19 protein-coding genes are annotated in these 21,787 nt (G+C 70.6%); 14 read left to right on the plus strand and 5 right to left on the minus strand.

Annotation, left to right across the window (positions count from 1 at the left end; translation table 11 throughout):
- The coding region (locus STRTUCAR8_RS30675; RefSeq protein WP_241784713.1) for an LLM class flavin-dependent oxidoreductase at positions 1-1,008 on the minus strand (1,008 nt) is incomplete at its 3' end.
- Between the two features lie 78 nt (positions 1,009-1,086).
- Positions 1,087-1,872, minus strand: a complete 786-nt coding sequence (locus tag STRTUCAR8_RS30680; protein WP_006380028.1) for an enoyl-CoA hydratase/isomerase family protein — start codon at positions 1,870-1,872, stop codon at positions 1,087-1,089.
- A gap of 100 nt (positions 1,873-1,972) precedes the next feature.
- On the opposite strand from STRTUCAR8_RS30680, the gene STRTUCAR8_RS30685 reads away from it, so the two are divergent.
- From STRTUCAR8_RS30685 to STRTUCAR8_RS30695, 3 genes are read left to right on the plus strand one after another with little or no spacing between them, the layout of a single operon-like run.
- Positions 1,973-2,287: a hypothetical protein gene (locus STRTUCAR8_RS30685; protein ID WP_044473185.1), complete on the plus strand. Its 315-nt coding sequence runs from the start codon at positions 1,973-1,975 to the stop codon at positions 2,285-2,287.
- Between the two features lie 15 nt (positions 2,288-2,302).
- On the plus strand, positions 2,303-3,802 hold the full coding sequence (locus tag STRTUCAR8_RS30690; protein WP_006380045.1) for a class I adenylate-forming enzyme family protein: 1,500 nt from the start codon (positions 2,303-2,305) through the stop codon (positions 3,800-3,802).
- A gap of 49 nt (positions 3,803-3,851) precedes the next feature.
- Positions 3,852-4,889 (plus strand): phosphotransferase family protein, encoded by a 1,038-nt coding sequence (locus tag STRTUCAR8_RS30695; RefSeq protein ID WP_006380037.1) that lies wholly within the window; start codon positions 3,852-3,854, stop codon positions 4,887-4,889.
- Positions 4,890-4,957: 68 nt separating this feature from the next.
- Here the strand turns inward: STRTUCAR8_RS30695 and STRTUCAR8_RS30700 are convergent, their stop codons facing one another.
- Together STRTUCAR8_RS30700 and STRTUCAR8_RS30705 are read right to left on the minus strand one after the other, a co-directional pair.
- A complete protein-coding gene (locus STRTUCAR8_RS30700) occupies positions 4,958-5,704 on the minus strand; it encodes an SDR family NAD(P)-dependent oxidoreductase (RefSeq protein WP_006380049.1) in 747 nt (248 codons plus the stop codon).
- Positions 5,701-7,020: an acyl-CoA dehydrogenase family protein gene (locus STRTUCAR8_RS30705; RefSeq protein ID WP_006380057.1), complete on the minus strand. Its 1,320-nt coding sequence runs from the start codon at positions 7,018-7,020 to the stop codon at positions 5,701-5,703. Before STRTUCAR8_RS30705 ends, STRTUCAR8_RS30700 begins: the two co-directional genes overlap by 4 nt.
- Before the next feature lie 102 nt (positions 7,021-7,122).
- On the opposite strand from STRTUCAR8_RS30705, the gene STRTUCAR8_RS30710 reads away from it, so the two are divergent.
- The 9 genes from STRTUCAR8_RS30710 to STRTUCAR8_RS30750 all read left to right on the plus strand — a co-directional run bounded on the left by STRTUCAR8_RS30710 (position 7,123) and on the right by STRTUCAR8_RS30750 (position 17,465).
- Positions 7,123-8,355 carry a CaiB/BaiF CoA transferase family protein gene (locus STRTUCAR8_RS30710; RefSeq protein ID WP_006380042.1) on the plus strand — a complete coding sequence of 411 codons (1,233 nt, stop codon included), beginning with the start codon at positions 7,123-7,125 and terminating at the stop codon, positions 8,353-8,355.
- 62 nt (positions 8,356-8,417) lie between these two features.
- Positions 8,418-9,617 (plus strand): cytochrome P450, encoded by a 1,200-nt coding sequence (locus tag STRTUCAR8_RS30715; protein ID WP_006380030.1) that lies wholly within the window; start codon positions 8,418-8,420, stop codon positions 9,615-9,617.
- Complete coding sequence (locus STRTUCAR8_RS30720) at positions 9,614-10,093, plus strand: VOC family protein (RefSeq protein WP_006380029.1); 480 nt, start codon at positions 9,614-9,616, stop codon at positions 10,091-10,093. The genes STRTUCAR8_RS30715 and STRTUCAR8_RS30720 overlap by 4 nt, the downstream gene beginning before the upstream one ends.
- A gap of 65 nt (positions 10,094-10,158) precedes the next feature.
- The gene (locus STRTUCAR8_RS30725; protein WP_006380031.1) at positions 10,159-11,292 is read left to right on the plus strand and encodes an acyl-CoA dehydrogenase family protein; all 1,134 of its coding nucleotides are present in this window, start codon (positions 10,159-10,161) and stop codon (positions 11,290-11,292) included.
- A gap of 136 nt (positions 11,293-11,428) precedes the next feature.
- The gene (locus STRTUCAR8_RS30730) at positions 11,429-12,943 is read left to right on the plus strand and encodes a class I adenylate-forming enzyme family protein (RefSeq protein ID WP_006380054.1); all 1,515 of its coding nucleotides are present in this window, start codon (positions 11,429-11,431) and stop codon (positions 12,941-12,943) included.
- Positions 12,940-14,265 carry an FAS1-like dehydratase domain-containing protein gene (locus STRTUCAR8_RS30735; RefSeq protein ID WP_006380033.1) on the plus strand — a complete coding sequence of 442 codons (1,326 nt, stop codon included), beginning with the start codon at positions 12,940-12,942 and terminating at the stop codon, positions 14,263-14,265. The genes STRTUCAR8_RS30730 and STRTUCAR8_RS30735 overlap by 4 nt, the downstream gene beginning before the upstream one ends.
- A 2-nt stretch (positions 14,266-14,267) precedes the next feature.
- Positions 14,268-15,032, plus strand: coding sequence for a crotonase/enoyl-CoA hydratase family protein (locus tag STRTUCAR8_RS30740; RefSeq protein ID WP_006380036.1), 765 nt, complete (start codon positions 14,268-14,270; stop codon positions 15,030-15,032).
- Between the two features lie 66 nt (positions 15,033-15,098).
- Positions 15,099-16,250 (plus strand): CaiB/BaiF CoA transferase family protein, encoded by a 1,152-nt coding sequence (locus STRTUCAR8_RS30745; protein WP_044473189.1) that lies wholly within the window; start codon positions 15,099-15,101, stop codon positions 16,248-16,250.
- A 72-nt stretch (positions 16,251-16,322) separates the two neighbouring features.
- A complete protein-coding gene (locus STRTUCAR8_RS30750) occupies positions 16,323-17,465 on the plus strand; it encodes a thiolase family protein (protein ID WP_044473190.1) in 1,143 nt (380 codons plus the stop codon).
- 121 nt (positions 17,466-17,586) lie between these two features.
- Here STRTUCAR8_RS30750 and STRTUCAR8_RS30755 read toward each other — a convergent pair whose 3' ends face one another.
- Positions 17,587-18,777, minus strand: a complete 1,191-nt coding sequence (locus tag STRTUCAR8_RS30755) for an acyl-CoA dehydrogenase family protein (protein WP_006380052.1) — start codon at positions 18,775-18,777, stop codon at positions 17,587-17,589.
- 249 nt (positions 18,778-19,026) lie between these two features.
- Here STRTUCAR8_RS30755 and STRTUCAR8_RS30760 point away from each other — a divergent pair, with 249 nt between their 5' ends.
- On the plus strand, positions 19,027-20,499 hold the full coding sequence (locus tag STRTUCAR8_RS30760) for a FadR/GntR family transcriptional regulator (RefSeq protein WP_006380053.1): 1,473 nt from the start codon (positions 19,027-19,029) through the stop codon (positions 20,497-20,499).
- Positions 20,500-20,634: 135 nt separating this feature from the next.
- The gene (locus STRTUCAR8_RS30765; RefSeq protein ID WP_006380056.1) at positions 20,635-21,783 is read left to right on the plus strand and encodes an acyl-CoA dehydrogenase family protein; all 1,149 of its coding nucleotides are present in this window, start codon (positions 20,635-20,637) and stop codon (positions 21,781-21,783) included.
- Positions 21,784-21,787 lie beyond the last annotated feature (4 nt).

Consider the following 21,787-nt stretch of genomic DNA (forward strand, 5'->3'; position numbering starts at 1 on the left):
GTCCACCGTGTCCGGTACCGCGCCGATCAGGGCGAGGGCGGCCCGGGCGTACGCGGCTCGCCGCCGGTGGCTCACCAGGAAACTCGGGGGCGCGAAGTAGCCGACGTCGCGGGGGAGCGAGCCGGCGCGGCGGGCGAGAGCGTCCTTCGCCTCGGCGGTCGTACCGCAGACGGCGATCTCGGTGACCATCTCGTCGGTGACCACCTCCGCCATGGCGTCGGTGTCGCCCGCCCGGAACGCGGCGCGGAGCCGGGCGACCGGTTCCTCCCAGCCGTGGTGGGCCACATAGGGGTCGTACGTCTTCACCGTGAGGTAGAAGGCGATCATCCGGCGGGCGTCCGCGACGGCGCGTTCGGGCGCGGAGTCGTCAACTGCCGTGATGATCCAGCCGTGTTCGAGAGAGCGCTCAAGGGAGCGTGTCTTCGGGTCGATGTCTCCCGCGCCGCGCTCGACCGAGGGTCGTACGACGTCGTTCCACCAGGAGGAGGTGAACAGGCCGTGCCCGACGACACCGTCGGCGACCCGGCCCGCCGCTGCCGCCATGCCGGTGTTGAACGCCGCGAGCAGCACGGGGATGTCCAGCCGGCCGAGCACCGGCGCCCGGACATCGGCGTCCAGCGAGTAGAACTCGCCGGCGTGGCGCACTTTCTCACCGTTCTCCGCGTGCAGCCACGCCCGCACCGCGCCGACCGTCTCGGCGATCCGGGCCACGGGACGGTCGGCCGGCACGCCCAGCCAGTCCCGGTTGATCCGGAAGGCGGCGCTGCCCAGCCCGAGGAACAGTCGCCCCGGCGCCCGCGCGTGCAGCTGGCGCATGGCGGTGGCGTGCGCGTAGGGGGTGCGGGCGAACGCGTAGGTGATGGCGGGGCCCGCCAGGGCGTGCTCGGTGTTGGCCACGATGTCGGCCACGGTGAGGTAGGCGTCGTGGTCGGCGAACTCCCCGGCGCAGAAGGCGCCGACACCCGCCTGCTCGGCCTCCCGCCCGACGTCCGGGCCGGGCCAGGGCATGCCGAACAGCATAGAAGTCTCCCCTTCGATCCCTATCGCTCTATAAAGTGCACTCTTTTCATTCAGGCTAGGGGAGTGTCAGCGCAGTGTCCACTGCCTCCGGGGTACTTCGGCGCGGTCGACCTCGGCCTTGCCGACGGGGTTGCCGATCTGGGTGTACGACAGTCCGGTGCGCAGCGCCTGGGTGCGTGTCGAGTCGAGCGACTCCCAGATGGCCCGGACGGTGCCCTGGATGGCGGCGGGCGGTTTGGCTGCGATGACGCGGGCGACGGCGTCGGCGCGGGCCCACAGTTCCGTCCGCGGGAGCACCTCGCTGACCAGGCCGATCTGCAGGGCGCGGGTGGCCGACACGCGCTCGTCCAGGCCGAGCAGTGCGATACGCAGCGCCTCGCCGAGCGGGACGCGGCGGGCGAGGCCGATCGGTTCCAGGGCTGCGGTGAGCCCGTAACTGACGTGCGGATCGAAGAACGTGGCATCGTCCGAACACATGATGATGTCGGCCTCGTTGAGCCAGTAGAAGGCGCCGCCGGCGGCCATCCCGTGCACCGCGCAGACCAGGGGTTTCCACACCTGGTTCAGCTTCGGCGAGAGGTACTCGCCGGGGTCGGTCTGCGACCAGACGTTGGGGTGGCGGTCGATGCCCTCCTTCACGTCCATGCCTGTGCAGAAGGCCCGGTCGCCCGCGCCCCGCAACACGACGACGTGCACGTCGTCGTCGGTCTTGACCGTCTCCCAGATGGCGGAGAACTCCTCCAGCATCCGCTGGTTGAAGCCGTTCATGACCTCGGGCCGGTTCAGGGTGATCGTGGCGACGTGGTCGGCCACCTCGTACAGGACGGTCCTGAGTTCCATCTTGAGCTCCATCCGGACTCCGTTCGTCATCTCGACGTGATCGAGGTAAGTAGTATACTTTTTTCTGGTCTACGGGCATCGGAACGGAACAAGATCCGCGGAGGGACCTGCGATGAGGCCACGTGTGGGACAGATGCTCGCCAGTACGGTCGACACGACGGCGGTGATCGTCGTGCGGTGTCCCGACCAGGAGGTGGAGATCACCTGCGGCGGGGCGGCCATGGCCGAGACGAACGGACCGGGGGGACCCGCCGCCACCGGCACCGCCGACCCCGGACTGATGGGCGGCAACCTGCTCGGCAAGCGGTACGCGGCCGAGGACCTCGGCCTGGAACTGCTCTGCACCAAGCAGGGACAGGGCACGTTGGCGGCGAACGGCGTTCCGCTGCCGGTGAAGAGCCCCAAGCCGCTCCCGGCCTCGGACTGAGGGCGAGCGCGTCCCATGAACATCTCGATGCTGCTGGACATGGCCGCCGACGGTTTCGCCCACCGGGTCGTGATCGGGGGAGGGGACGACGGACTGACCGCCCCCCAGCTGCGTGAACTGGCCCTCGGTGGCGCCCGGTCGGTGCGCGCGGCCGACGCCGACGCGATCGTGTACCTGGCGGTGAACGGTCCGGCCCTCCCGGTCGCCCTGTTCGCCGCGGCCCACGCCGGAGTCCCGCTGATCCCGGTCAACTACCGCCTCGGCGCAGCACAGTTGGACGCCCTGCTGGCGAACCACCCCCGCGCCCTGGGCATCGCCGACCCGGAACACGGCGAGGCGTTGCACCGGGCCGGCCTCGCCGCACGGACCCCGGACCAGTGGCTCTCGCAGGCCGCTCAGGCCACGCCCACCCCGGGTGACGAGGAGCCGGCGGTGGCACCCGACTCGCCGGCGGTCCTCATCTACACGAGCGGCACGACCTCGACGCCGAAGGGCGTGGTCCTGCGCCACCACAACCTCGTGTCGTACGTCCTCGGGACAGTGGAGTTCGCGGGCGCCGGTCCGGACGAGGCAGCCCTGGTGAGCGTGCCGCCGTACCACATCGCCGCCGTGTCGAACGTGCTGACGAACCTGTACGCGGGGCGCCGCGCCCTGAGCCTCGACCAGTTCACGCCGGAGGGCTGGCTGGACCTCGTACGGCGGGAGCGCGTCACCAACGCCATGGTGGTGCCGACGATGCTCGCCCGCATCATGGACACCGACGGCCTGGACCGGTCGGTGCCCTCGCTGCGCGCGCTCGCCTACGGCGGGGCCAGAATGCCCGTTCGGGTGATCGAGACCGCGCTGCGCGCCTGGCCGCACGTCGACTTCGTGAACGCCTACGGGCTGACGGAGACCTCGTCCACCATCACGGTCCTGGGCCCGCGGGAGCACCGGACCGCCGTCGAGAGCGACGATCCCGCCGTGCGGGCCCGGCTCGGCTCGGCCGGACTGCCTCTGCCCGGTGTCGAGTTGGAGGTCCGGGACGCGTCCGGCGCGGCCGGCGGCCCCGGCGGGACCGGGCAGATCTGGGTGCGTGGCGACCAGGTGTCGGGGGAGTACGCCGGGCAGGGTTCCGCGGTCGACGAGCGCGGCTTCTTCCACACCCGCGACCAGGGGCGGGTCGACGCCGACGGCTATCTGTACATCGAGGGCAGGGCCGACGACACGATCATCCGCGGCGCCGAGAACATCGCGCCCGCCGAGATCGAGGACGTGCTGCTGCGCCACCCCGACGTCCTGGACGCGGTCGTCGTCGGTGTCCCGGACGAGGAGTGGGGCCAGCGCATCGAGGCCGTCGTCGTGGTCCGGGCCGGGGCGGAGGTCGACGCCGGGGAGCTGCGGGCGCAGGTGCGCGGGACCCTGCGCGGCTCGAAGACGCCGGAGCGCATCACCCGTTGGCCCGAACTGCCCCGCACCCCGACCGGCAAGCTCGTGCGCCGCGACATCGTCGAGGCGCTGACCGCCGACCGCTGACCGACGTACGCCGCGAGGCCGTCGGCCGACCAGGATGAGAGACCGGCCCATGAGCACCGTCGCCAACAGCACTGATCCGACACCGGAGTTGATCCCCGAGCTCACCCGGCGCACGGCCACGGCGCTGTGCGCCTGGGCCCCCGAGGGCACGGTCGAGTCGGTCGAACCGCTCACCGGCGGCACATCGAGCCTCACCTACGTCGCGGTGCTGTCCGGTGTGCCCGCCGGACACGAGCGCGTCGTCCTCAAAGTGGCCCCGCCGGGTCTCCAACCGGTGCGCAACCGGGACGTGTTGCGTCAGGCGCGGCTCATGCGGGTGCTGGCGGGCGTGCCCGGCGTACGGGTGCCGAAGGTGCTGTTCTGGGAGAAGGGCGCGCCCCCGGCCCGTCAGCCGTTCGTGGCCATGGAGCTGGTGCCCGGAGAGTGCGTGGAACCGGTGCTCGTGCCCCGGGGCACACTGCCCGCCGTACAGGTGCGGGCCCGCGCACTGGACGCGGCCCGCATGCTCGCCCGTCTGCACCGCGCGGACCCGAAGCGAACCGCCCTCGCGGTGGAGCCGGTTGTCACGCCCGTCGCCGAGATCGACCGCTGGACCCGGGCGTTCACCACGGTCCCCGAGGATCTGCGCACCGGTTACGAGGCGGTCGCGGAACGGCTGCGGGCCACCGTTCCCGGCGCGATGATGCCGGTGTTCACCCACGGCGACTACCGGCTCGGCAACACCCTGTGCGACGCGGACTCGGTCAACGCGGTCATCGACTGGGAGATCTGGTCGCTCGGCGATCCCCGGGTCGACATCACCTGGCTGACCTTCTTCACCGACGAGGCCGACCACCCGGCAGCCCTGTCGCAGGAGCCGACCGGGATGCCGGCCAAGGCCGAACTCATCGCGACCTACGAGGAGACGCGGGGCGAACAGCTCCCGGACCTCCGCTGGTTCGAGGCCCTGACGAAGTACAAGGAGTCGGCCGCGACGGCTCTGCTGATCAAGCGAGGCAGAAAGGCGGACCACTTGACCGACATGCACCAGCGCATGCTGCCGGCACTGCCGGTACTGCTGGCGGAGGCGATGCAACTGCTGGGTTGAGGCGATGCGGTTGCCGGGTTGAGGCGTCCGAGCGATTCGCGGAAGGCCGACCGCGGCCCACAAACCGCCTAATACAACCCGCCGTCCACCCGAATCAGCGCGCCGGTCGTGTAACTGGACGCGTCACTGGCCAGATAGAGCGCCGTACTGACGATCTCCTCCGGCCGCCCGGGCCGACCCACGGCGCTGCGCGCCACGGCCCGCTTCTCCTCCGCCCACGCCTTGGAGATGTCCGTCAGAAACGGCCCCGCCGAGATCGTGTTGACCCGCACGGTCGGCCCGTACTCCAGGGCGAACACAGTCGTCAGCGCGTTCAGCGCGGCCTTCGCCCCGGCGTACGGACCGAACCGTGGCTGCGGGAACAACGCCCCCGACGAGGAGATGTTGATGATCGAGCCGCCGTCGCCCGCCGCCATCCGCTCCCCGATCAGCGAGGCGAGCCGGAAGGGCCCCTTGAAGTTGACCCCGATGACCTTGTCGAACAACTCCTCGCTGGTCTCCGTCGACGACGGCGCCAGCGGTGACATCCCGGCGTTGTTGACGAGGACGTCGACCTTCCCGAACTCCTCGTACGCCGTGTCGGCGAGCCGGCCGAGGTCGTCCCAGTGGCCCACATGCGCGGCGACCGGCAGAGCGCGCCGGCCCAGTTCACGGACCTCCGCGGCCACCGCCTCGCAGGCGGCGGCCTTCCGGCTGGCGATCACCACGTCCGCACCGGCGGCGGCGAACGCGCGCACCATCTCGAGCCCCAGGCCCCGGCTGCCGCCGGTGACGAGCGCGACCTTGCCGGACAGGTCGAACAGGTCGGCGTTCACACGTCCGCCCGGCCGGCGAGAGCGTCGTCCTCGACGATGTGGGCGTACCGCTTGCGGGCGGCTTCACGCTTCGGCGGGATGTGCTCGCTGGGGAACAGCCCGTCCGCCGCCCGGTAGTTCCTCAGCAGTCCCTTGGCGATCGTGGTGCGGTGCACCTCGGTGGGTCCGTCGGCGAGGGCGAGGTTCGGTGCGGCCATCCACCACTTGGCGAGCGGCAGTTCGTTGGTCGTGCCGAGCGAACCGTGCAGATGCAGGGCCCGTTGGACGACGTCGTGCAGCACCCTGGCCGTCTGGACCTTGCACATCGCGATCTGGGTGCGGGCCGCGCCGTGCGGCTGGGTGTCGATGATCCAGGCGGTGTGCAGCACGAGCAGCCGGAACTGCTGCAACTCCACCCAGGAGTCCGCGATGAACTGCTGAACCGCCTGCTTCTCCGCGAGAAGAGTGCCCTGCGTACGGCGGGACAGCGCCCGTTCGCACATCATGTCGAAGGCGCGGGTGCACTTGCCGACCGTACGCATCGCGTGATGCACCCGGCCGCCGCCCAGGCGTGCCTGAGCGACCTTGAAGCCCTCGCCCGGGCCGCCGAGCATGGCGTCGAGCGGTACCCGGACCTGGTCGTAGCGGATGTAGGCGTGGATGCCCTCATCGAGGTTGTCGCGTTCGTCCATCGTGCCGACGTTGCGCTTGATCTCGATGCCCGGGGTCTCGGCGGGCACGATGAACATCGACATCCGGGCGTGCGGCGGCGCGTCCGGATCGGTGACGGCCATGACGATGAGGAAGGCCGCGTACCGGGCGTTGGACGAGAACCACTTCTCCCCGTCGATCACCCACTCGTCGCCGTCGCGCCGGGCGTGGCAGACGAACTCCTTGGGGTCCGCGCCCCCTTGGGGCTCGGTCATCGAGAACGTGGAGACGATGTCGCCGTCGAGCAACGGCCGCAGATAGCGGGCCTTCTGCTCCTCGGTGCCGAACATGGCGAGGATCTCGGCGTTCCCGGTGTCGGGGGCGGCGGTGCCGAAGACGGTCGGGGCCCAGTAGGAGCGGCCCAGGATCTCGTTGAGGTAGGCGAGCCTGACCTGTCCGTACCCCGCGCCACCCAGTTCGGGGCCGAGGTGACAGGCCCAGAGTCCCTGTTCCCTGACCTTGTCCTGGAGTGGGCCCAGGATCGCCCGGGCCTTCTCGTTGCGGGTGTCGTACGGGTCGCCCCCGTGCGGGAACAGAAGGTCGAGCGGCTCGACCTCCTCACGTACGAAGGTCGTCGCCCAGTCCAGCTTGGCCTGGAAATCGGGTTCGATCGAGAAATCCAGCATGCCGAAAACAGTATACTTTTTAGCGGCCTCGGTCCATACTGAACCCCGTTCTTCGTTGATTGGGTATGCGCAATAGCGTTCAGGCTCGGAGGAGTTGGTCCGATGCAGAGGCCCATGGAGGGTGTGCGGGTCCTTGAGGTCGCACAGTTCACCTTCGTCCCGGCGGCGGGTGCCGTGCTCGCGGACTGGGGTGCCGACGTGATCAAGATCGAGCACGCCGAGCGGGGCGACGGCCAGCGCGGCCTGGTGCGGGTGCTCGGGTACGACGCGGTCAGCAAGGACTCGTCGTTCTTCCCGATCGTGGAAGGCCCCAACCGGGGGAAACGCAGCGTCGGTCTCGCGCTGGAGAAGCCGTCCGCGCGGCGCGTGCTGGACGAACTCATCCGCGAAAGCGACGTGTTCCTCACGAACTTCCTGCCCGACGCACGGGCGAAGCTGCGCATCGACGTCGAGGACGTCCGGGCGGTCAACCCGGACATCATCTACGTCCGGGGCAGCGGCTTCGGCGTCCGTGGCGAGGAGGCACGCAAGGGCGGCTACGACAGCACGGCCTTCTGGGCACGCGGCGGCAGCGCCGCCGGTGTCACCCCGGCCGACGCGGACCGGATGATCCGGATGCCCGCCGGCGCCTACGGTGACGCGATGGGCGGCATGACCATCGCCGGAGGCATCGCCGCAGCCCTCTACTCCCGTGCCACGACCGGCGAACCGTCCGTCGTGGACGTGTCGTTGCTCGGCGTGGGCGCCTGGGCGACGCAGTTCACGGTCAACATGGCGCTGATGAACGGCGGTCCGCTCCCGGTCAACGTGCAACCCCGGTACGGCTCCGCGACGAACCCCCTCATCGGCGCCTACCGCAGCTCGGACGGCCGCTGGATCGAACTGTCGATGCTGCAACCCGGCCGGTACTGGGCCGAGTTCTGCACACTGGCCGGCCGCGAGGAACTCTCCCGCGACGAACGCTTCGACAGCACCGAGAAGTTGATGGCGAACGCCGCCGACGCCGCCGGGATCGTCGCCGAACTCATCGCCTCCCGCCCGTACGAGGAGTGGGCCGGGATCCTCTCCCGGGGAGAGGGCCAGTGGGCGGCGGTGCAGAACGCCTGGGAGGTCGGTCAGGATCCGGCGCTGCGGGCCAACGGTCTCATCGCGCCCGTCGTGGACGCCGACGGCGTCGACCGCGAACTCGTCGCCAGCCCCGTGCAGTTCGACGAGACCCCGGCCACCCTGACCCGGGCACCGCTGTTCGCGGAACACACCGACGACGTCCTGCGCTCGCTCGGCATCGGCGACGAGGAACTCATCGCGCTCAAGATCGACGGCGCGGCGACGTGAGGTGACCGGCGGACGACACGACGAGCGTCCGACGTGACGAACGTACGACGAGAGGAGCCGTGATGAGCACGACACTCGAACCCGGGGGAACCCACGAGGGAGTCCCCGCCTACCACTTCGACAACCGGCTCAGCGGACCGGTCCTCAGCCATCAGCGACGCTGGGACGAACTCGCCGTCACCCACAGCGGGTTCCGGAGCACCATCGCGCAAGGGTACTGGGTCGTCACCGAGAGCGAGGCGATCCAGCGGGCACTGCAGGACTGGCGGACGTTCTCCAGCGAGTCGGTGACGGTGCTCAACCCGAACCCGAGGTTCCTGTGGATCCCGGAGATGCTGGACCCGCCCCACCACACCGAGTGGCGACGCCTGCTGGGCAAGCACTTCTCGCCGAAGGCCGCCGCCGCCGACGAGCCGAAGATCCGGCGGATCGCCGGCGAGCTGATCGACGGCCTGAAGGACGCCGGGAGCGCCGACGTCCTCGACGCCTTCGCCCGGCAGTTCCCGACCCGCATCTTCATGGACCTGATGGGCCTGCCCGAGGAGGATCTCGGTCAGTTCCTCCACTGGACACACGACCTGCTCCACCTCACCTACGGCGAAGACCCGGACGGGCAGCGGCAGTTGACGGCCATGAACGCCGTGTCGGACTACTTCGACGAGCAGATCGCCCTGCGCCGCGAGGCCCCGCGCGACGACCTGCTGTCGCGGGCGATGACCTGGACGATCGACGGCGAGAAGATCAACGACCGGGACATGCACGCGTTCTGCGTCCTGTTCTTCCAGGCCGGCTTCGACACCGTCCCGATCTCGGTCGGCTGGTCGCTCTACCACTTCGCCACGCACCCGGAACAACGCGCCGCGATCGTCGCCGACCCCTCGCTCGTCTCCACCGCCGTGGAGGAGATCCTGCGCGTCTACTCGCCCGTCGTCCCGGCCCGCAAGGCGACGCGGGACGTCGAGATCGGCGGCTGCCCGGTCCGGGCCGGCGACATGGTGATGCTCCCCGTCGCGGTCACCAACCGCGACCCCGGACGGTACGACAACCCGCTGGAGGTCGACCTGCACCGGGAGAACACCAACCACATCGCCTTCGGTTCGGGTCCCCACCGCTGCCTCGGCTCGCATCTCGCCCGTCTCGAACTCAACGTGGCAGTCGAGGAGTGGCACCGGCGCATCCCCGAATACCGGATCGAACCAGGTCAGGACATCGAGGCGCACGGCAACATGTACGGCATCAAGCAGCTCCGGCTCGCCTGGTGAGCGGCGCGACGAGCAGTCCGCTGAGTGCGGCCGACCTGTACCACACCGGAATCGTCGTCCCGGACGTCGACGAGTGGAAGGTCCGGATGACCGAGGTCGCGGGCTACCGGTGGACCGAGACCATGGCGGCCGACCTGCCCGTCCGCCTCGCGGACGGCGACCGGGTACTGCCCCTGCGCTACGCGTACTCGCTCGACGCCCCGCACATCGAACTCGTCCAGGAGATCCCCGGGACGCCGTGGACGGCGGCCGAGCACATCGCCACGCACCACCTCGGCTACTTCTGCGACGACGTCGCGACCACGTCGAAACGGCTGGTGGAGGCGGGCTTCGCCCTGGAGGCCTGCGCCGTCGTCGACGGAGCACCCTCGATCTTCGCCTACCACCTGGCTCCCTCCGGACCGCGCATCGAGATCGTCGACCGCGCCCGGATGCCGGACTTCGCCGCCTACCTGCGGTCGAAGACGCCCCGGTGACAGTCGGCTCAGCGACAGTCACCCCAATGACAGTCGCCCAAGTGACAGAGAAGGACAGGACGCACGTGGCACCGGCCTTCAGCACCTTCACCACCTTCGGCGAGGAGCACGAGGCACTCCGTTCGACGCTGCGCCGCTTCCTGGCTGACCAGGCGCCGAGCGAGTCGGTACGCCGCTCGATGGAGTCCGAAGAGGGCCACGACCCGGTGCTCTGGCGCCGGATGGCCGCCCAACTCGGTCTGCATGGCCTCGCGTTGCCGGAGGAGTACGGCGGTTTTGGCGGCGGCCCGGTCGAGTTGGGGATCGTCATGGAGGAGCTGGGCCGGACCCTGCTGCCGTCACCGTACTTCGCCACCGTGGCCCTCGCCGGCCAGGCACTCACCGCGTCCGGCGACGACACGGCGAAGGCGCGCTGGCTGCCCGCGATGGCCGACGGTTCGCTGACCGGCACCCTGGCGCTGGCCGAGACGGGCGGGTCGTGGCGCGTCGAGGACGTGGCGGCCTCGGCGACGCGCGACGGCACGGGCTGGCGGCTCTCGGGCACGAAGATGTTCGTCGTCGACGGCCACAGCGCCGACCTGCTGCTGGTCGTCGCCCGTGCGGACGAGGGCCCCGGTCTGTTCGCCGTGGACGGCACCGCGACGGGCGTCACCCGCACCCGGCTGGAGGCGCTCGACCCGACGCGGCGACTGGCGCGGATCGATCTCGACGGGGCCGACGCGGTGCGGGTCGGCCCGGAGGGGGACGCCACCGAGTATCTGCGAGCCGTCGTCGACCTCGTGACCGTGGCGTTGGCCGCCGAGCAGGTCGGCGGGGCACAGGCATGCCTGGACGCCGCGGTGGAGTACGCGAAGGTCCGGGTCCAGTTCGGCCGTCCCATCGGGTCGTTCCAGGCGGTCAAGCACAAGTGCGCCGACCTACTGCTCCAGGTGGAGTCCGCCCGCTCGGCGGCCTACCGTGCGATGTCCGTGGCCGCCGGGGAACCGGACGAGCTGCCGGTGTCCGCCGCGCTCGCCGCCGCGTACTGCGCGGGCGCCTTCACCCATGCCGCCAAGGAGAACATCCAGATCCACGGCGGCATCGGCTACACCTGGGAACACGACGCGCACCTCTACCTGAAGCGCGCGAAGTCCTCCGAGCAGCTCTTCGGCAGCCCGGCGACGCACCGGGCCCGACTGGCCGACCTGGTCGGCATCTAGAGAGCCGAACGTCCGCAAGTTTCAGGGCACTGAATCACATGGTTCTCGTCACTAAAGGCGATGACTATGGCCAACCGATGTCTGCGACTGGCCAATTGAGTGTACTTTATAGGCCTGGTGACGAAAGGCTCCTCCCGTGGGAATTCGCGACCGCCTGTCCAGGCTGCTGACCGAGGCCCCGGCCGACGCCGAGGCGATCGAGTACGAGGGCGACTGGTGGACCTGGGGGCAGATCCAGGACACCGCGCGTGGTGTCGTCGACGCGCTCGACGTACTGGGGCTGCCCGCCGGTGGCCGCGTCGGTGTCGTCCTGGAGAACCGGCCCGAGCACGTCGCGGTGGTCGCCGCCGTGATCGCCTCCGGCCGCTGCCTGGTGATGCTGAGCCCCTTGCAGCCCGCCGCGCGCCTCGCCGCCGACATCGCGCGCTGCGAACCGCCCGTTCTGCTCGCCGGCGCCGAAGTCCTGGCCCGCGAGGGCGTGTTGAGCGCGGTGACCGGTCACGGCGCGGCCCTGGAAACCGGCACCGACGGCACCGTCAGGCTCGTGGGCGGCACACCCCCCGCCGGGGCACCCCCAGCCGGCCCCGACGTCGCCGTGGAGATGCTCACCTCGGGCACCACCGGCCCCCCGAAACGCGTACACCTGCGTATCGGCCAGCTGGACCAGGCCCTTGTCTCCGGCGGCCAGACCCCGAAGGACGCTCGACTGCTGTCGCGGTCGGCGGCGCTCGTGGCCACCCCACTCGTGCACATCAGCGGGCTGTGGCGGGCGCTCGGCTGTCTCGCGACCGGGCGCCGCATGCTCCTCATGCCCAGGTTCGCCGTCGAACCCTGGGTGAGCGCCGTACAGCGGCACCGGCTGCGGGCGGCGAGCCTCGTACCGGCCGCCGTTCGAGCCGTCCTCGACGCGGGCGTCCCGAAGGAGCGGCTGGCGAGCCTCCAGGTGGTCACCTCCGGCACCGCGCCCTGCCCGGCGGAACTCGCCGACGCGTTCTTCCGCACGTACGGCATCCCCGTCCTCATGACCTACGGGGCCACCGAGTTCGCCGGAGCGGTGGTCGGCTGGACGCTGCCGCTGCACGAACGCTGGTGGCAGCGGAAGGCGGGCAGCGCCGGACGCGCCCTGGGCGGCGTCGAGCTGAGGGTGACCGGCGAGGACGGCGTGGAGCTGCCCGTCGACAGCCCCGGCCGGCTGGAGGTGCGCACCGAGCAGAGCACGCGGGGCGGCCTGGCCTGGACGCGGACCAGTGATCTCGCCCGGATCGACACCGACGGGTTCGTCTGGATCGACGGCCGCGCGGACGACGCGATCATCCGCGGCGGTTTCAAGGTGCAGCCGGAGACCGTCCGACGCGTCCTGGAGACCCACCCCGCCGTCCGCGAAGCTGCCGTCGCCGGGCTGCCGGATCCGAGGCTCGGGGAGGTGCCGGTCGCGGCGGTCGAGACCGAGCCGGACCTGCCCGCCCCGGACGCCGCCGAACTCGACGCCCTCTGCCGTTCCCGGCTCACCCCGTACGAGGTGCCGGCGCACATCGTCGTCGTCGACGCGCTGCCCCGCACCCCGTCGAGCAAGGTCAGCCGCGTGGAACTGCTGGAACTGGTCCGCGTCCGGCTCGCACAACAGGAGCGCGTCAAGGAGGAACAGCGATGACGGGTACGCAGACGGGTGCACAGACAGGCACGCAGACAGGTTCCCGGAGCGGTACGCCGGACAAAAACGCCGAACGGTTCGGCGTGCTGACCGACGAGGCGATCGAACGCTCCCGCCGGCGCCTGGGTGTTCCCCAGCCCCAGCACAACCCTCCGCACAACCACGAGGTGACCTGGGACGGCGTACGCCACTTCGCGTACGGCTACGGCGACGACAACCCCCTGTACTGCGACCCGGACCACGCGGCCCGCACCCGCTGGGGCTCGCTCGTCGCACCGCCCACCTTCCTCTACACGATGGGGGAGGACGCAGCCCCGAAACCGGACCCGGAGACCAGGGCTCTGCTGAAGGGCGACCCCTTCGCCGGGCTCGGCTCCTACCAGGCGGTGATGGAGTTCGAGTGGTGGCGGCCACTCCAACTGGGGGACCGGTGCCGGGTGTTGCAGACCCAGGTGGGCGTCCACCTCAAGCCCAGCAGCTTCGGTGGGCGCACGGCACACGTCGTCCGCGACTACCTCTACGCCAACGGGCGCGGCGAGATGCACGCCCTGCGGCGCGGCACCTGGATCAACGCCGAACGGCACACGTCGAAGAAGCGGGCCAAGGAACACCTCGCCCACGAGCCCTACACCGCCGACCAGCTCGCCGAGATCGACGCCGCCTACGCGGCCGAGACGCGGCGCGGCGCCGAACCCCGGTTCTGGGAGGACGTGGAGATCGGCGCCGAACTCCAGCCCCGGGTGAAGGGACCGCTCACCACCACCGACGTGGTCGTCTGGCATCTGGGCTGGGGCATGCAGCTCACCCCGCCCGGGGCCTTCGGGATCGCCGCGCGTGTCCGGCGCAAGGCCCCGGGACTGTATCCGCCGAACCCGTTGAACATCCCGGACACCGTGCAGCGCCTGCACTGGGAACCCGAGCGGGCGAAGGAACTCGGACTGCCGACCTCGTACGACTACGGCGGGATGCGCGAGACCTGGCTGTGCCATCTGCTCACCGACTGGATCGGCGACGACGGCTGGCTGTGGCAACTGCGCTGCGAGCACCGCAAGTTCAACTATCTCGGCGACACCACCTGGGTGCGCGGCACGGTCGTCGACAAGCGACGCGTGGACGGGCGGGCCGAGGTGCACATCGAGGTGCGGTGCGAGAACCAGCGCGGTGAGGTGACCACGCCCGGTACGGCCGTCGTCCTGCTGCCGACCCGTGACCGCGCCGTCGAGCTACCTGCGCCGCCCGCCGGGGACCTGGACGGCATGGTCGCCCATGAACTGGCCCAATTCGCCGTGAGCGGCGATCAGTTGAACGATTCGAGGAGGTAGACGTGTCGGACGAGGTGCTGGTGGAGCGTCGTGGCGCTGTCCAGGTCATCACGATCAACCGTCCCGCGGTGAAGAACGCGCTGGACGCCGGGGTGGCCGCCGGAGTGGCCGCAGCGGTGGACGAACTCGACGAGTCGGACGACCTGCGGGCGGGGGTCCTCACGGGGGCCGGCGGCACGTTCTCGGCCGGGATGGACCTCAAGGCGTGGCTGCGCGGCGAGTCGCCCGCGATCGAGGGCCGCGGGCTGTGCGGGATCACCCTGACACCGCCGCGCAAACCGCTGGTCGCCGCCGTCGAGGGCTGGGCCCTGGCCGGCGGCTTCGAACTGCTCCTGGCCTGCGACCTGGTGGTCGCCTCCCGCACGGCGCGGCTCGGCGTCCCCGAGGTACGGCGCTCCCTGGTCGCCCGCGCGGGCGCCGCCCTCCACCTCCCGCGCCGCATCCCGTACGCCGTCGCGCTGGAGCTGCTGCTCACCGGCGAACCGATCAGTGCCGTACGGGCGGCCGAGGTCGGCCTCGTCAACCGGCTCACCGACGAGGGCGGCGCCCTCGACGGCGCCCTCGCCCTCGCCTCGACGATCGCGGCGAACGGTCCCCTCGCGGTCGCGGCCACCAAGGAGATCGCGAGCCACGCCACGGACTGGTCGCTGGAGGAGGGCTGGGCGCGGCAGTTCGAGATCGCCGCTCCGGTGTTCCGGTCGGAGGACGCCAGGGAAGGGGCCGCCGCGTTCGCGGAGAAGCGGGCGGCGGTCTGGCAAGGCCGCTGACAGCGACGTACGCGCGGACGTGAGATTGAGTATCCGTAATCTGACTGGTGTGGATAGGGGGTGACCATGGCGACGGGACCTCTCGTCGGCTGCCGGGTGGTCGAGCTCGGTGGCATCGGACCGGGGCCGTTCGCCGGGATGCTGCTCGCCGACCTCGGGGCGGAGGTCGTCCGGGTGGACCGGCCCGGACGGGCGGACGAACCGGACGCGGGCGGACCGGCGGACGTACTCAACCGGGGTAAACGATCGGTCGTCCTCGATCTGAAGCATCCGGCCGGAGCCGCCGCGCTCCTCCAACTCGTCGAGCACGCCGACGTGTTGATCGAAGGATTCCGCCCCGGAGTCACCGAACGGCTCGGCATCGGGCCGCACGACTGCCTGGCCCGCAACGCCCGTCTGGTCTACGGCCGGATGACCGGCTGGGGCCAGGACGGGCCGCTGGCCGCCGCCGCCGGACACGACATCACCTACATCGCGCTGGCGGGCGCGCTCGGCGCGATCGGGGAGGCGGGCGGTCCGCCGCGGATCCCGCTCAACCTCGTCGGAGACTTCGGTGGCGGCGGCTGCTACCTGGTGATCGGTGTCCTGGCCGCCCTGCACGCCGCCGCACGCACCGGCAGGGGGCAGGTCGTCGACGCGGCCATCGTCGACGGCACCGCGCACCTCCTCGCCAGCACCTTCGGCAAACTCGGGCGCGGCGAGTGGAGCGACGAGCGCGGGGTCAACCGCTTCGACGGCGGCTGGCCCTTCTACGCCGTGTACGAGACCCGGGACGGCCGCCATATGGCCGTCGGCGCGCTGGAACGCAAGTTCTACCGACGGCTGATCGACCTGCTCGACCTGGACGTCGACCCGGAGTGGCAGCACGACCGTTCGACCTGGCCGCAGCTGCGGCAACTGCTGGAGAAGCGGTTCGCGGAGCGTACGCGGGACGAGTGGGCGGCGCTCTTCGAGGGGACCGACGCGTGCGTGGCCCCCGTACTGAGTCTCAGCGAGGCCGCAGCCCATCCACACCTGGCCGCACGTGCCACCCTGACCGCCCCGGACGGCGTCGTCCAACCGGCCGCCGCACCCCGTTTCTCGGACACCCCGACCAGCCCCACGACGACCGCACCGGCGGTCGGCGCGGACACCCGAGCCGTGTTCCGGGACTGGCAGGTCGACGGCATCGACGCACTGCTGGACAGCGGCGCCGCCGCACAGTATTCCCTGGACTGACCTGCCTGGACCGCTGGTTGACAGGCCGACTTACCCGTTGACCTACCTGACTGAGAGGACCCATCCATGTCCGTGCGAGACGCCGTCATCGTCGACGCCGTACGCGCCCCGATCGGCAAGCGCGACGGCTCGCTGGCCTCGGTGCACGCGGCGGATCTGTCGGCCGAGGTGCTCAAGGCCCTCGTCCGCCGCACCGGCATCGACCCCGGCACGGTGGACGACGTGGTCTGGGGCTGTGTCACCCAGGTCGGCGACCAGTCCAGCAACGTCGGCCGGTTCGCCGTACTCGCCGCCGGCTGGCCCGAACACGTCCCGGCGGTCACGGTCAACCGGGCCTGCGGATCCAGCCAGCAGGCGGTCGACCAGGCCGCGCACGCCGTCATGTCGGGCCAGTACGACCTGGTGGTGGCCGGCGGTGTGGAGACCATGAGCCGGGTGCCGCTCGGTTCGCACCGGACCACGGGACAGCCGTACGGACCGGCTGCGATCGCCCGTTACGACGGATTCGAGTTCAGCCAGGGCGTGGGAGCGGAACTCATCGCCGAGCGCTGGAAGTTGAGCCGACGCAGGCTGGACGAGTTCGCCTCCGAGTCCCACGCGAAAGCGGCAGCCGCGATCGACTCGGGCGTCTTCGACGACCACGTCGTGCCGATCGAGGTCGACGGCACCAGGTTCACCGTCGACGAGGGGCTGCGACGCGGCACGACCCCCGACACACTGGCCAAGCTCAAGCCGTCGTTCAGGGAGGACGGCGTCATCCATGCCGGCAACGCCTCCCAGATCTCCGACGGCGCCGCCGCCCTCCTCATCACCACCCCCGAGCGCGCCCGCGACCTGGGCCTCACCCCGATCGCCCGCTACCACACGGGCGCGGTGAGCGGCGCGGACCCGGTCACCATGCTCCTGGGCCCGATCCCCGCGACCGAGAAGGTACTTCGCCGCTCCGGGCTGTCCATCGACGACATGGGCGTCTACGAGGTCAACGAGGCGTTCGCCCCCGTCCCCCTGGCCTGGCTGGCCGAAACCGGCGCCGACCCCGACCGCCTCAACCCCCTGGGCGGCGCGATCGGCGTGGGCCACCCGCTGGGCGGCTCGGGCGCCATCCTGATGACCCGCCTGCTGGCCAGAATGCGCCAACAGGGCCTGCGATACGGCCTCCAGACCATGTGCGAGGGCGGCGGCACGGCCAACGCGACAATCATCGAACTGCTCTGACCGAGAAGTGTGCGCTTTCGACAAGGGGCACTTGGTCAGGGGCCGCTGTCAGGGGCGCGGGGAACTGCGCGACCAGCCACGACGGCGTTGCAGACGAACTACGACACGCAGCGGCACCCACCTAGCGAGGCATCCCCAACCCCCGCTCAGCAACCTGCGTCCGCAACACCTCATTCGCCCCACCGGCAATCGTGTAAGCCCGCGAGTACAGATGCGCGTCCTGCCACCACCCACCCGCCACAACCCCCACGTCACCCTCGACGAGCAACCCGTCCGTCCCCTGCAACCGCAGCCCGAACTCGGCCAGATCATGGTTGAGTTCGCTGAAGAAGATCTTGCCCAGCAGGGCGTCGCCGACCCCCTCCGTACCGTGCAGCATCCGCGACTGCGCCAGCGAGATCATCGCCGCGTTCACCTGCACCCGCGCCGCCAGCTCCCCGATCGCCTGCCGGCCGGCGGAGTCCTCCAGCGCGGGCCGCCCACCGACCGGCGTCTCCTCCGCGAGACGCAGCAGGTCGTCCAGTACGGCGAACAGCTCGGCGCCGCGCGCGGCCACGCCGGTACGCTCACGGCCGAGGCTGCTCATCGCCACCCGCCAGCCGTCGTTCACCCGCCCGATGACGTTCGCCGCCGGAATCCGGACGCCGTCGAGGAAGACCTCGTTGAAGTCGGTGGTCCCGGTGATCTCACGCAACGGCCGGACCTCGACACCCGGGCTGCGCATGTCCAGCGCGAACGCGGTGATCCCCTTGTGCCTGGGCGCGTCGGCGTCGGTTCGCGCCAGCAGGTAACCCATGTCGGCGTGGTGGCCGTTGGTCGTCCACACCTTCTGGCCGTCGACGACGAAGACGGCGTTCTCGTCCGAACCCTCCCGGCGCGCCCGGGTCCGCAGCGAGGCCAGATCACTTCCCGCCTCCGGCTCGCTGAACAGCTGGCACCACACGTCCTCGCAGGCCCGGATACGGGGCAGGAAGCGCGCCCGCTGCTGCTCGGTGCCGAAGTCGAGCAGGGCGCCCGAGGCCAGCGAGGCCGCGCCGACGGGCGGCCAGGTGCGGGCCCGGGCGATCTCCTCGGCGACGACGAACGGTTCGAGGGGATGGGCGTCGGGCCGCCCGCCGTACTCCGCGGGCCAGTCGATCCCGAGGAGGCCCGCCCGGTACAGCTTCGCCGTCCACTCCCGGATCGCCGGCATCAGCGCGGGCTCGGGGGCGCGGACGCCGAAGTGGGTCTTGACGCCGGGCGCGTGCTCGGCGACGAAGGCCCGCACCATCCTCCGGAACGCCTCGATCTCGGGTGTCGACTCCAGTCGCATCGCTGCCGGCTCCTCAACCTCGTCGTCGCCACATGGTCGTCAACGTCCTCGTCATGCACTTCACGCTCGCCATGCGCACGATCTCGAAATGAGGGTACTCTAACTGTGTCCATCGGCTGCAGCCAGAGGTCGGGAGCGAGACCGGAAACCGCGACCCGAACTCGGTGTCAGGTGACCGGCGCGCCGGTCACCTGTCGTCGTGGCGAATAGACTGGGGATCCGCAATACCCCCTCTGAGGAGTTGGCCCCATGGCGACTGCCGTCGACCGCGAACCCGCCGACGGCGAGGCCGGTATCCCCGTCGGCAAGCTGGCCGCGCAGACCGCGCACCGTATCGAGGCGACCGTGATCCGCCAGGGCTGGCCCGTCGGCGAGTCCCTGGGCTCCGAGGTGGACCTGCGGGAGCAGCTGGGCGTGAGCCGTGCGGTGCTGCGCGAGGCGGTACGGCTGGTCGAGCACCACCAGGTCGCCCGGATGCGGCGCGGCCCGAACGGCGGCCTGATCGTCTGTGCTCCCGACGCGGGGCCGGCGACCCGGGCCATGGTGATCTACCTCGAATACGTCGGCACCAGCGTCACCGACCTGCTCCAGGCCCGTCAGCTCCTCGAACCGATCGCCGCGGGCCTGGCCGCCGACCACATCACCGAAGAGGGCATCGCCACCCTCCGCGCCACGCTCGACGCCGAACTCGCCCACTGGGACGACCCGTCGGTCCATTCGCAGGACCCGCTGCACCCGGTGCTCGGGCAGCTGTCGGGAAACCCGGTGCTGCATCTGTTCGTCGACGTGCTCACCCGCCTCACCGCCCGGTACGCGCACACCTCGCGCCGAGTCACCAAGGCGGAGATGCACGCGGCGAAGGAGACCTCGCACCAGGCCCACCGCGCGGTCGTCGAAGCCGTGATCGCCGACGACGGAGCCCGGGCGCAGTCGGAACTCACCGCCCACCTGGAGTCGGTCGCCGCCTGGATCGAGAAGCACCGGGTGCGTCGCGGACAGCGGATCGCGGGGAACGTGATCGAGCCCGAAATGGCGGAGGGGCTGCGGGCCAAGCTCGCCGAGGTCGTGGCCGCCCGGATCCACGACGACATCGCAGCGCGGGGCTGGCAGATCGGCCTGGTGCTCGGATCCGAGTCCGATCTGCTCGCCCGCTACGGCATCAGCCGGGCCGTGCTGCGGGAAGCGGTTCGTCTCCTGGAGTACCACTCGGTCGCCCGGATGCGCCGGGGCCCCGGCGGCGGCCTGGTCGTCACCGCGCCGGAACCGCAGGCCAGCATCGACACGATGGCCCTCTTCCTCGAATACCAGGGAGTCACGGCCGACGACCTGCGGATCGTCCGCAACGCCATCGAGCTCGGCATCATCGCCAGGGTGACCGCCCGGCACGCCAGAGGCGACGCCGAGGTCGTCGAACGTCTCACGAAAGCCGTCCGGTGGCCCACCGAGGGCCCGGCCGACGAACTCCGCAAGGCCGACCTGTTCCACTCCGAACTGGCCGCTCTGGCCGACAATCCGGTGCTGTCGCTCTTCCTCTCCATCATCACCGAACTGTTCCGCCGCCACGCCTCCGGCCACGACCGCCCGCTGCCGGGCGACACGGCGGCCGAGGAGGTCCAGCACGTGCACCAACGCATCCTCGACGCGATCGTGCAGGGCGACGCGGGAGTCGCCCGCCACCGGATGGGCCGGCATTTGGATGCACTCATTCCCTGGTGGCACTGACAAGCCCCTGACGAGATCCGGTCCGTAACAACCATTTTCCTGCTCTTTTCCTCCTCTTTCCTGCTCACTTCTCGTGATCCCTGGACCATGGAAGGCAATTACGTATACTCAATAGGGTCCACTGAAGGAGCTTCGATGCGCCGGACCCTGTTCGACCAGGATCACGAGGACTTCCGTCTCCTGGTCCGTGACTTCCTCGCCCGCGAAGTGCTCCCGGTGTACGAGGACTGGCGCCGCGCCGCACTCGTCCCCCGTGAGCTGTTCACCGCGCTAGGCAAGCTCGGCATCCTCGGTACGGCGATCCCCGAGGAGTACGGCGGAGGCGGCTCGGACGACTACCGCTTCAACGTCGTCATCCAGGAGGAGTGCGCCCGCGCCGGAGTGACACTCGGCGGTCTGCGCACCCATCTCGACGTGGTCGTCCCGTACTTCACGGGGCTGGCCGACGCCGAGCAACGCACCCGCTGGTTCCCTGGCCTGGCCTCGGGTGAGCTGTACACCGCGGTCGCGATGAGCGAACCCGGCACCGGTTCGGACCTGGCAGGCGTCGAGACGAAGGCCGTCCGTGACGGCGACCACTACGTCCTCGACGGGGCGAAGACCTTCATCACCGGCGGCCACCATGCCGACCTGGTGATCGTCGTGGCCCGCACGGCCACCGACCCGGAGAACCGGCGGGCGGGCCTGTCCCTCCTCGTGGTGGAGAAGGGGATGCCCGGGTTCACCGTCGGGCGCAAGCTGGAGAAGATCGGACTCCAGGTCCAGGACACCGTGGAACTGTCCTTCGCGGGTGTCCGCGTCCCCGTCGCCAACCTGCTCGGCGAGGAGGGCGCCGCCTTCTCCCTCCTCGGCCGCAACCTGGCCCAGGAACGGCTGGCCATCGCGGTCGGCGCGGTCGCCCAGGCCCGCGCCGCGATCGACCTGACCGTCACCTACGTACGCGACCGGACCGTGTTCGGGAAACCGGTCGCGCACTTCCAGAACACCAAGTTCGAACTCGCCGCCCTGGAGACCGAGTTGACAGCGGCGCAGGCCCTGCTGGACGCGGCGGTCACGGCGCTCGTCGCCGGTGAGCTGAGTCCGGCCGACGCGGCCAGGACCAAGCTGTTCTGCACCGAGACACAGGGCCGAGTCGTCGACCGCTGCCTCCAACTCCACGGTGGCTACGGCTACATCCTCGAATCACCGATCGCACGGCTGTACACGGACGCCAGAGTGACCCGGATCTACGGCGGCACCAGCGAGGTCCTGAAGACCATCATCAGCAAGTCCCTGGGCCTGTGACCCC

Source organism: Streptomyces turgidiscabies Car8, assembly GCF_000331005.1.
Lineage (GTDB): Bacteria > Actinomycetota > Actinomycetes > Streptomycetales > Streptomycetaceae > Streptomyces > Streptomyces turgidiscabies.

What these genes read in the sequence shown, in the direction of transcription:
- STRTUCAR8_RS30680 (WP_006380028.1), bottom strand. Translation starts at nt 1,872, where the DNA reads ATGGAGCTCAAGATGGAACTCAGGACCGTCCTGTACGAGGTGGCCGAC.
- STRTUCAR8_RS30685 (WP_044473185.1), top strand. Translation starts at nt 1,973, where the DNA reads ATGAGGCCACGTGTGGGACAGATGCTCGCCAGTACGGTCGACACGACG.
- STRTUCAR8_RS30690 (WP_006380045.1), top strand. Translation starts at nt 2,303, where the DNA reads ATGAACATCTCGATGCTGCTGGACATGGCCGCCGACGGTTTCGCCCAC.
- STRTUCAR8_RS30695 (WP_006380037.1), top strand. Translation starts at nt 3,852, where the DNA reads ATGAGCACCGTCGCCAACAGCACTGATCCGACACCGGAGTTGATCCCC.
- STRTUCAR8_RS30705 (WP_006380057.1), bottom strand. Translation starts at nt 7,020, where the DNA reads ATGCTGGATTTCTCGATCGAACCCGATTTCCAGGCCAAGCTGGACTGG.
- STRTUCAR8_RS30710 (WP_006380042.1), top strand. Translation starts at nt 7,123, where the DNA reads ATGCAGAGGCCCATGGAGGGTGTGCGGGTCCTTGAGGTCGCACAGTTC.
- STRTUCAR8_RS30715 (WP_006380030.1), top strand. Translation starts at nt 8,418, where the DNA reads ATGAGCACGACACTCGAACCCGGGGGAACCCACGAGGGAGTCCCCGCC.
- STRTUCAR8_RS30735 (WP_006380033.1), top strand. Translation starts at nt 12,940, where the DNA reads ATGACGGGTACGCAGACGGGTGCACAGACAGGCACGCAGACAGGTTCC.
- STRTUCAR8_RS30745 (WP_044473189.1), top strand. Translation starts at nt 15,099, where the DNA reads ATGGCGACGGGACCTCTCGTCGGCTGCCGGGTGGTCGAGCTCGGTGGC.
- STRTUCAR8_RS30755 (WP_006380052.1), bottom strand. Translation starts at nt 18,777, where the DNA reads ATGCGACTGGAGTCGACACCCGAGATCGAGGCGTTCCGGAGGATGGTG.
- STRTUCAR8_RS30760 (WP_006380053.1), top strand. Translation starts at nt 19,027, where the DNA reads ATGGCGACTGCCGTCGACCGCGAACCCGCCGACGGCGAGGCCGGTATC.
- STRTUCAR8_RS30765 (WP_006380056.1), top strand. Translation starts at nt 20,635, where the DNA reads ATGCGCCGGACCCTGTTCGACCAGGATCACGAGGACTTCCGTCTCCTG.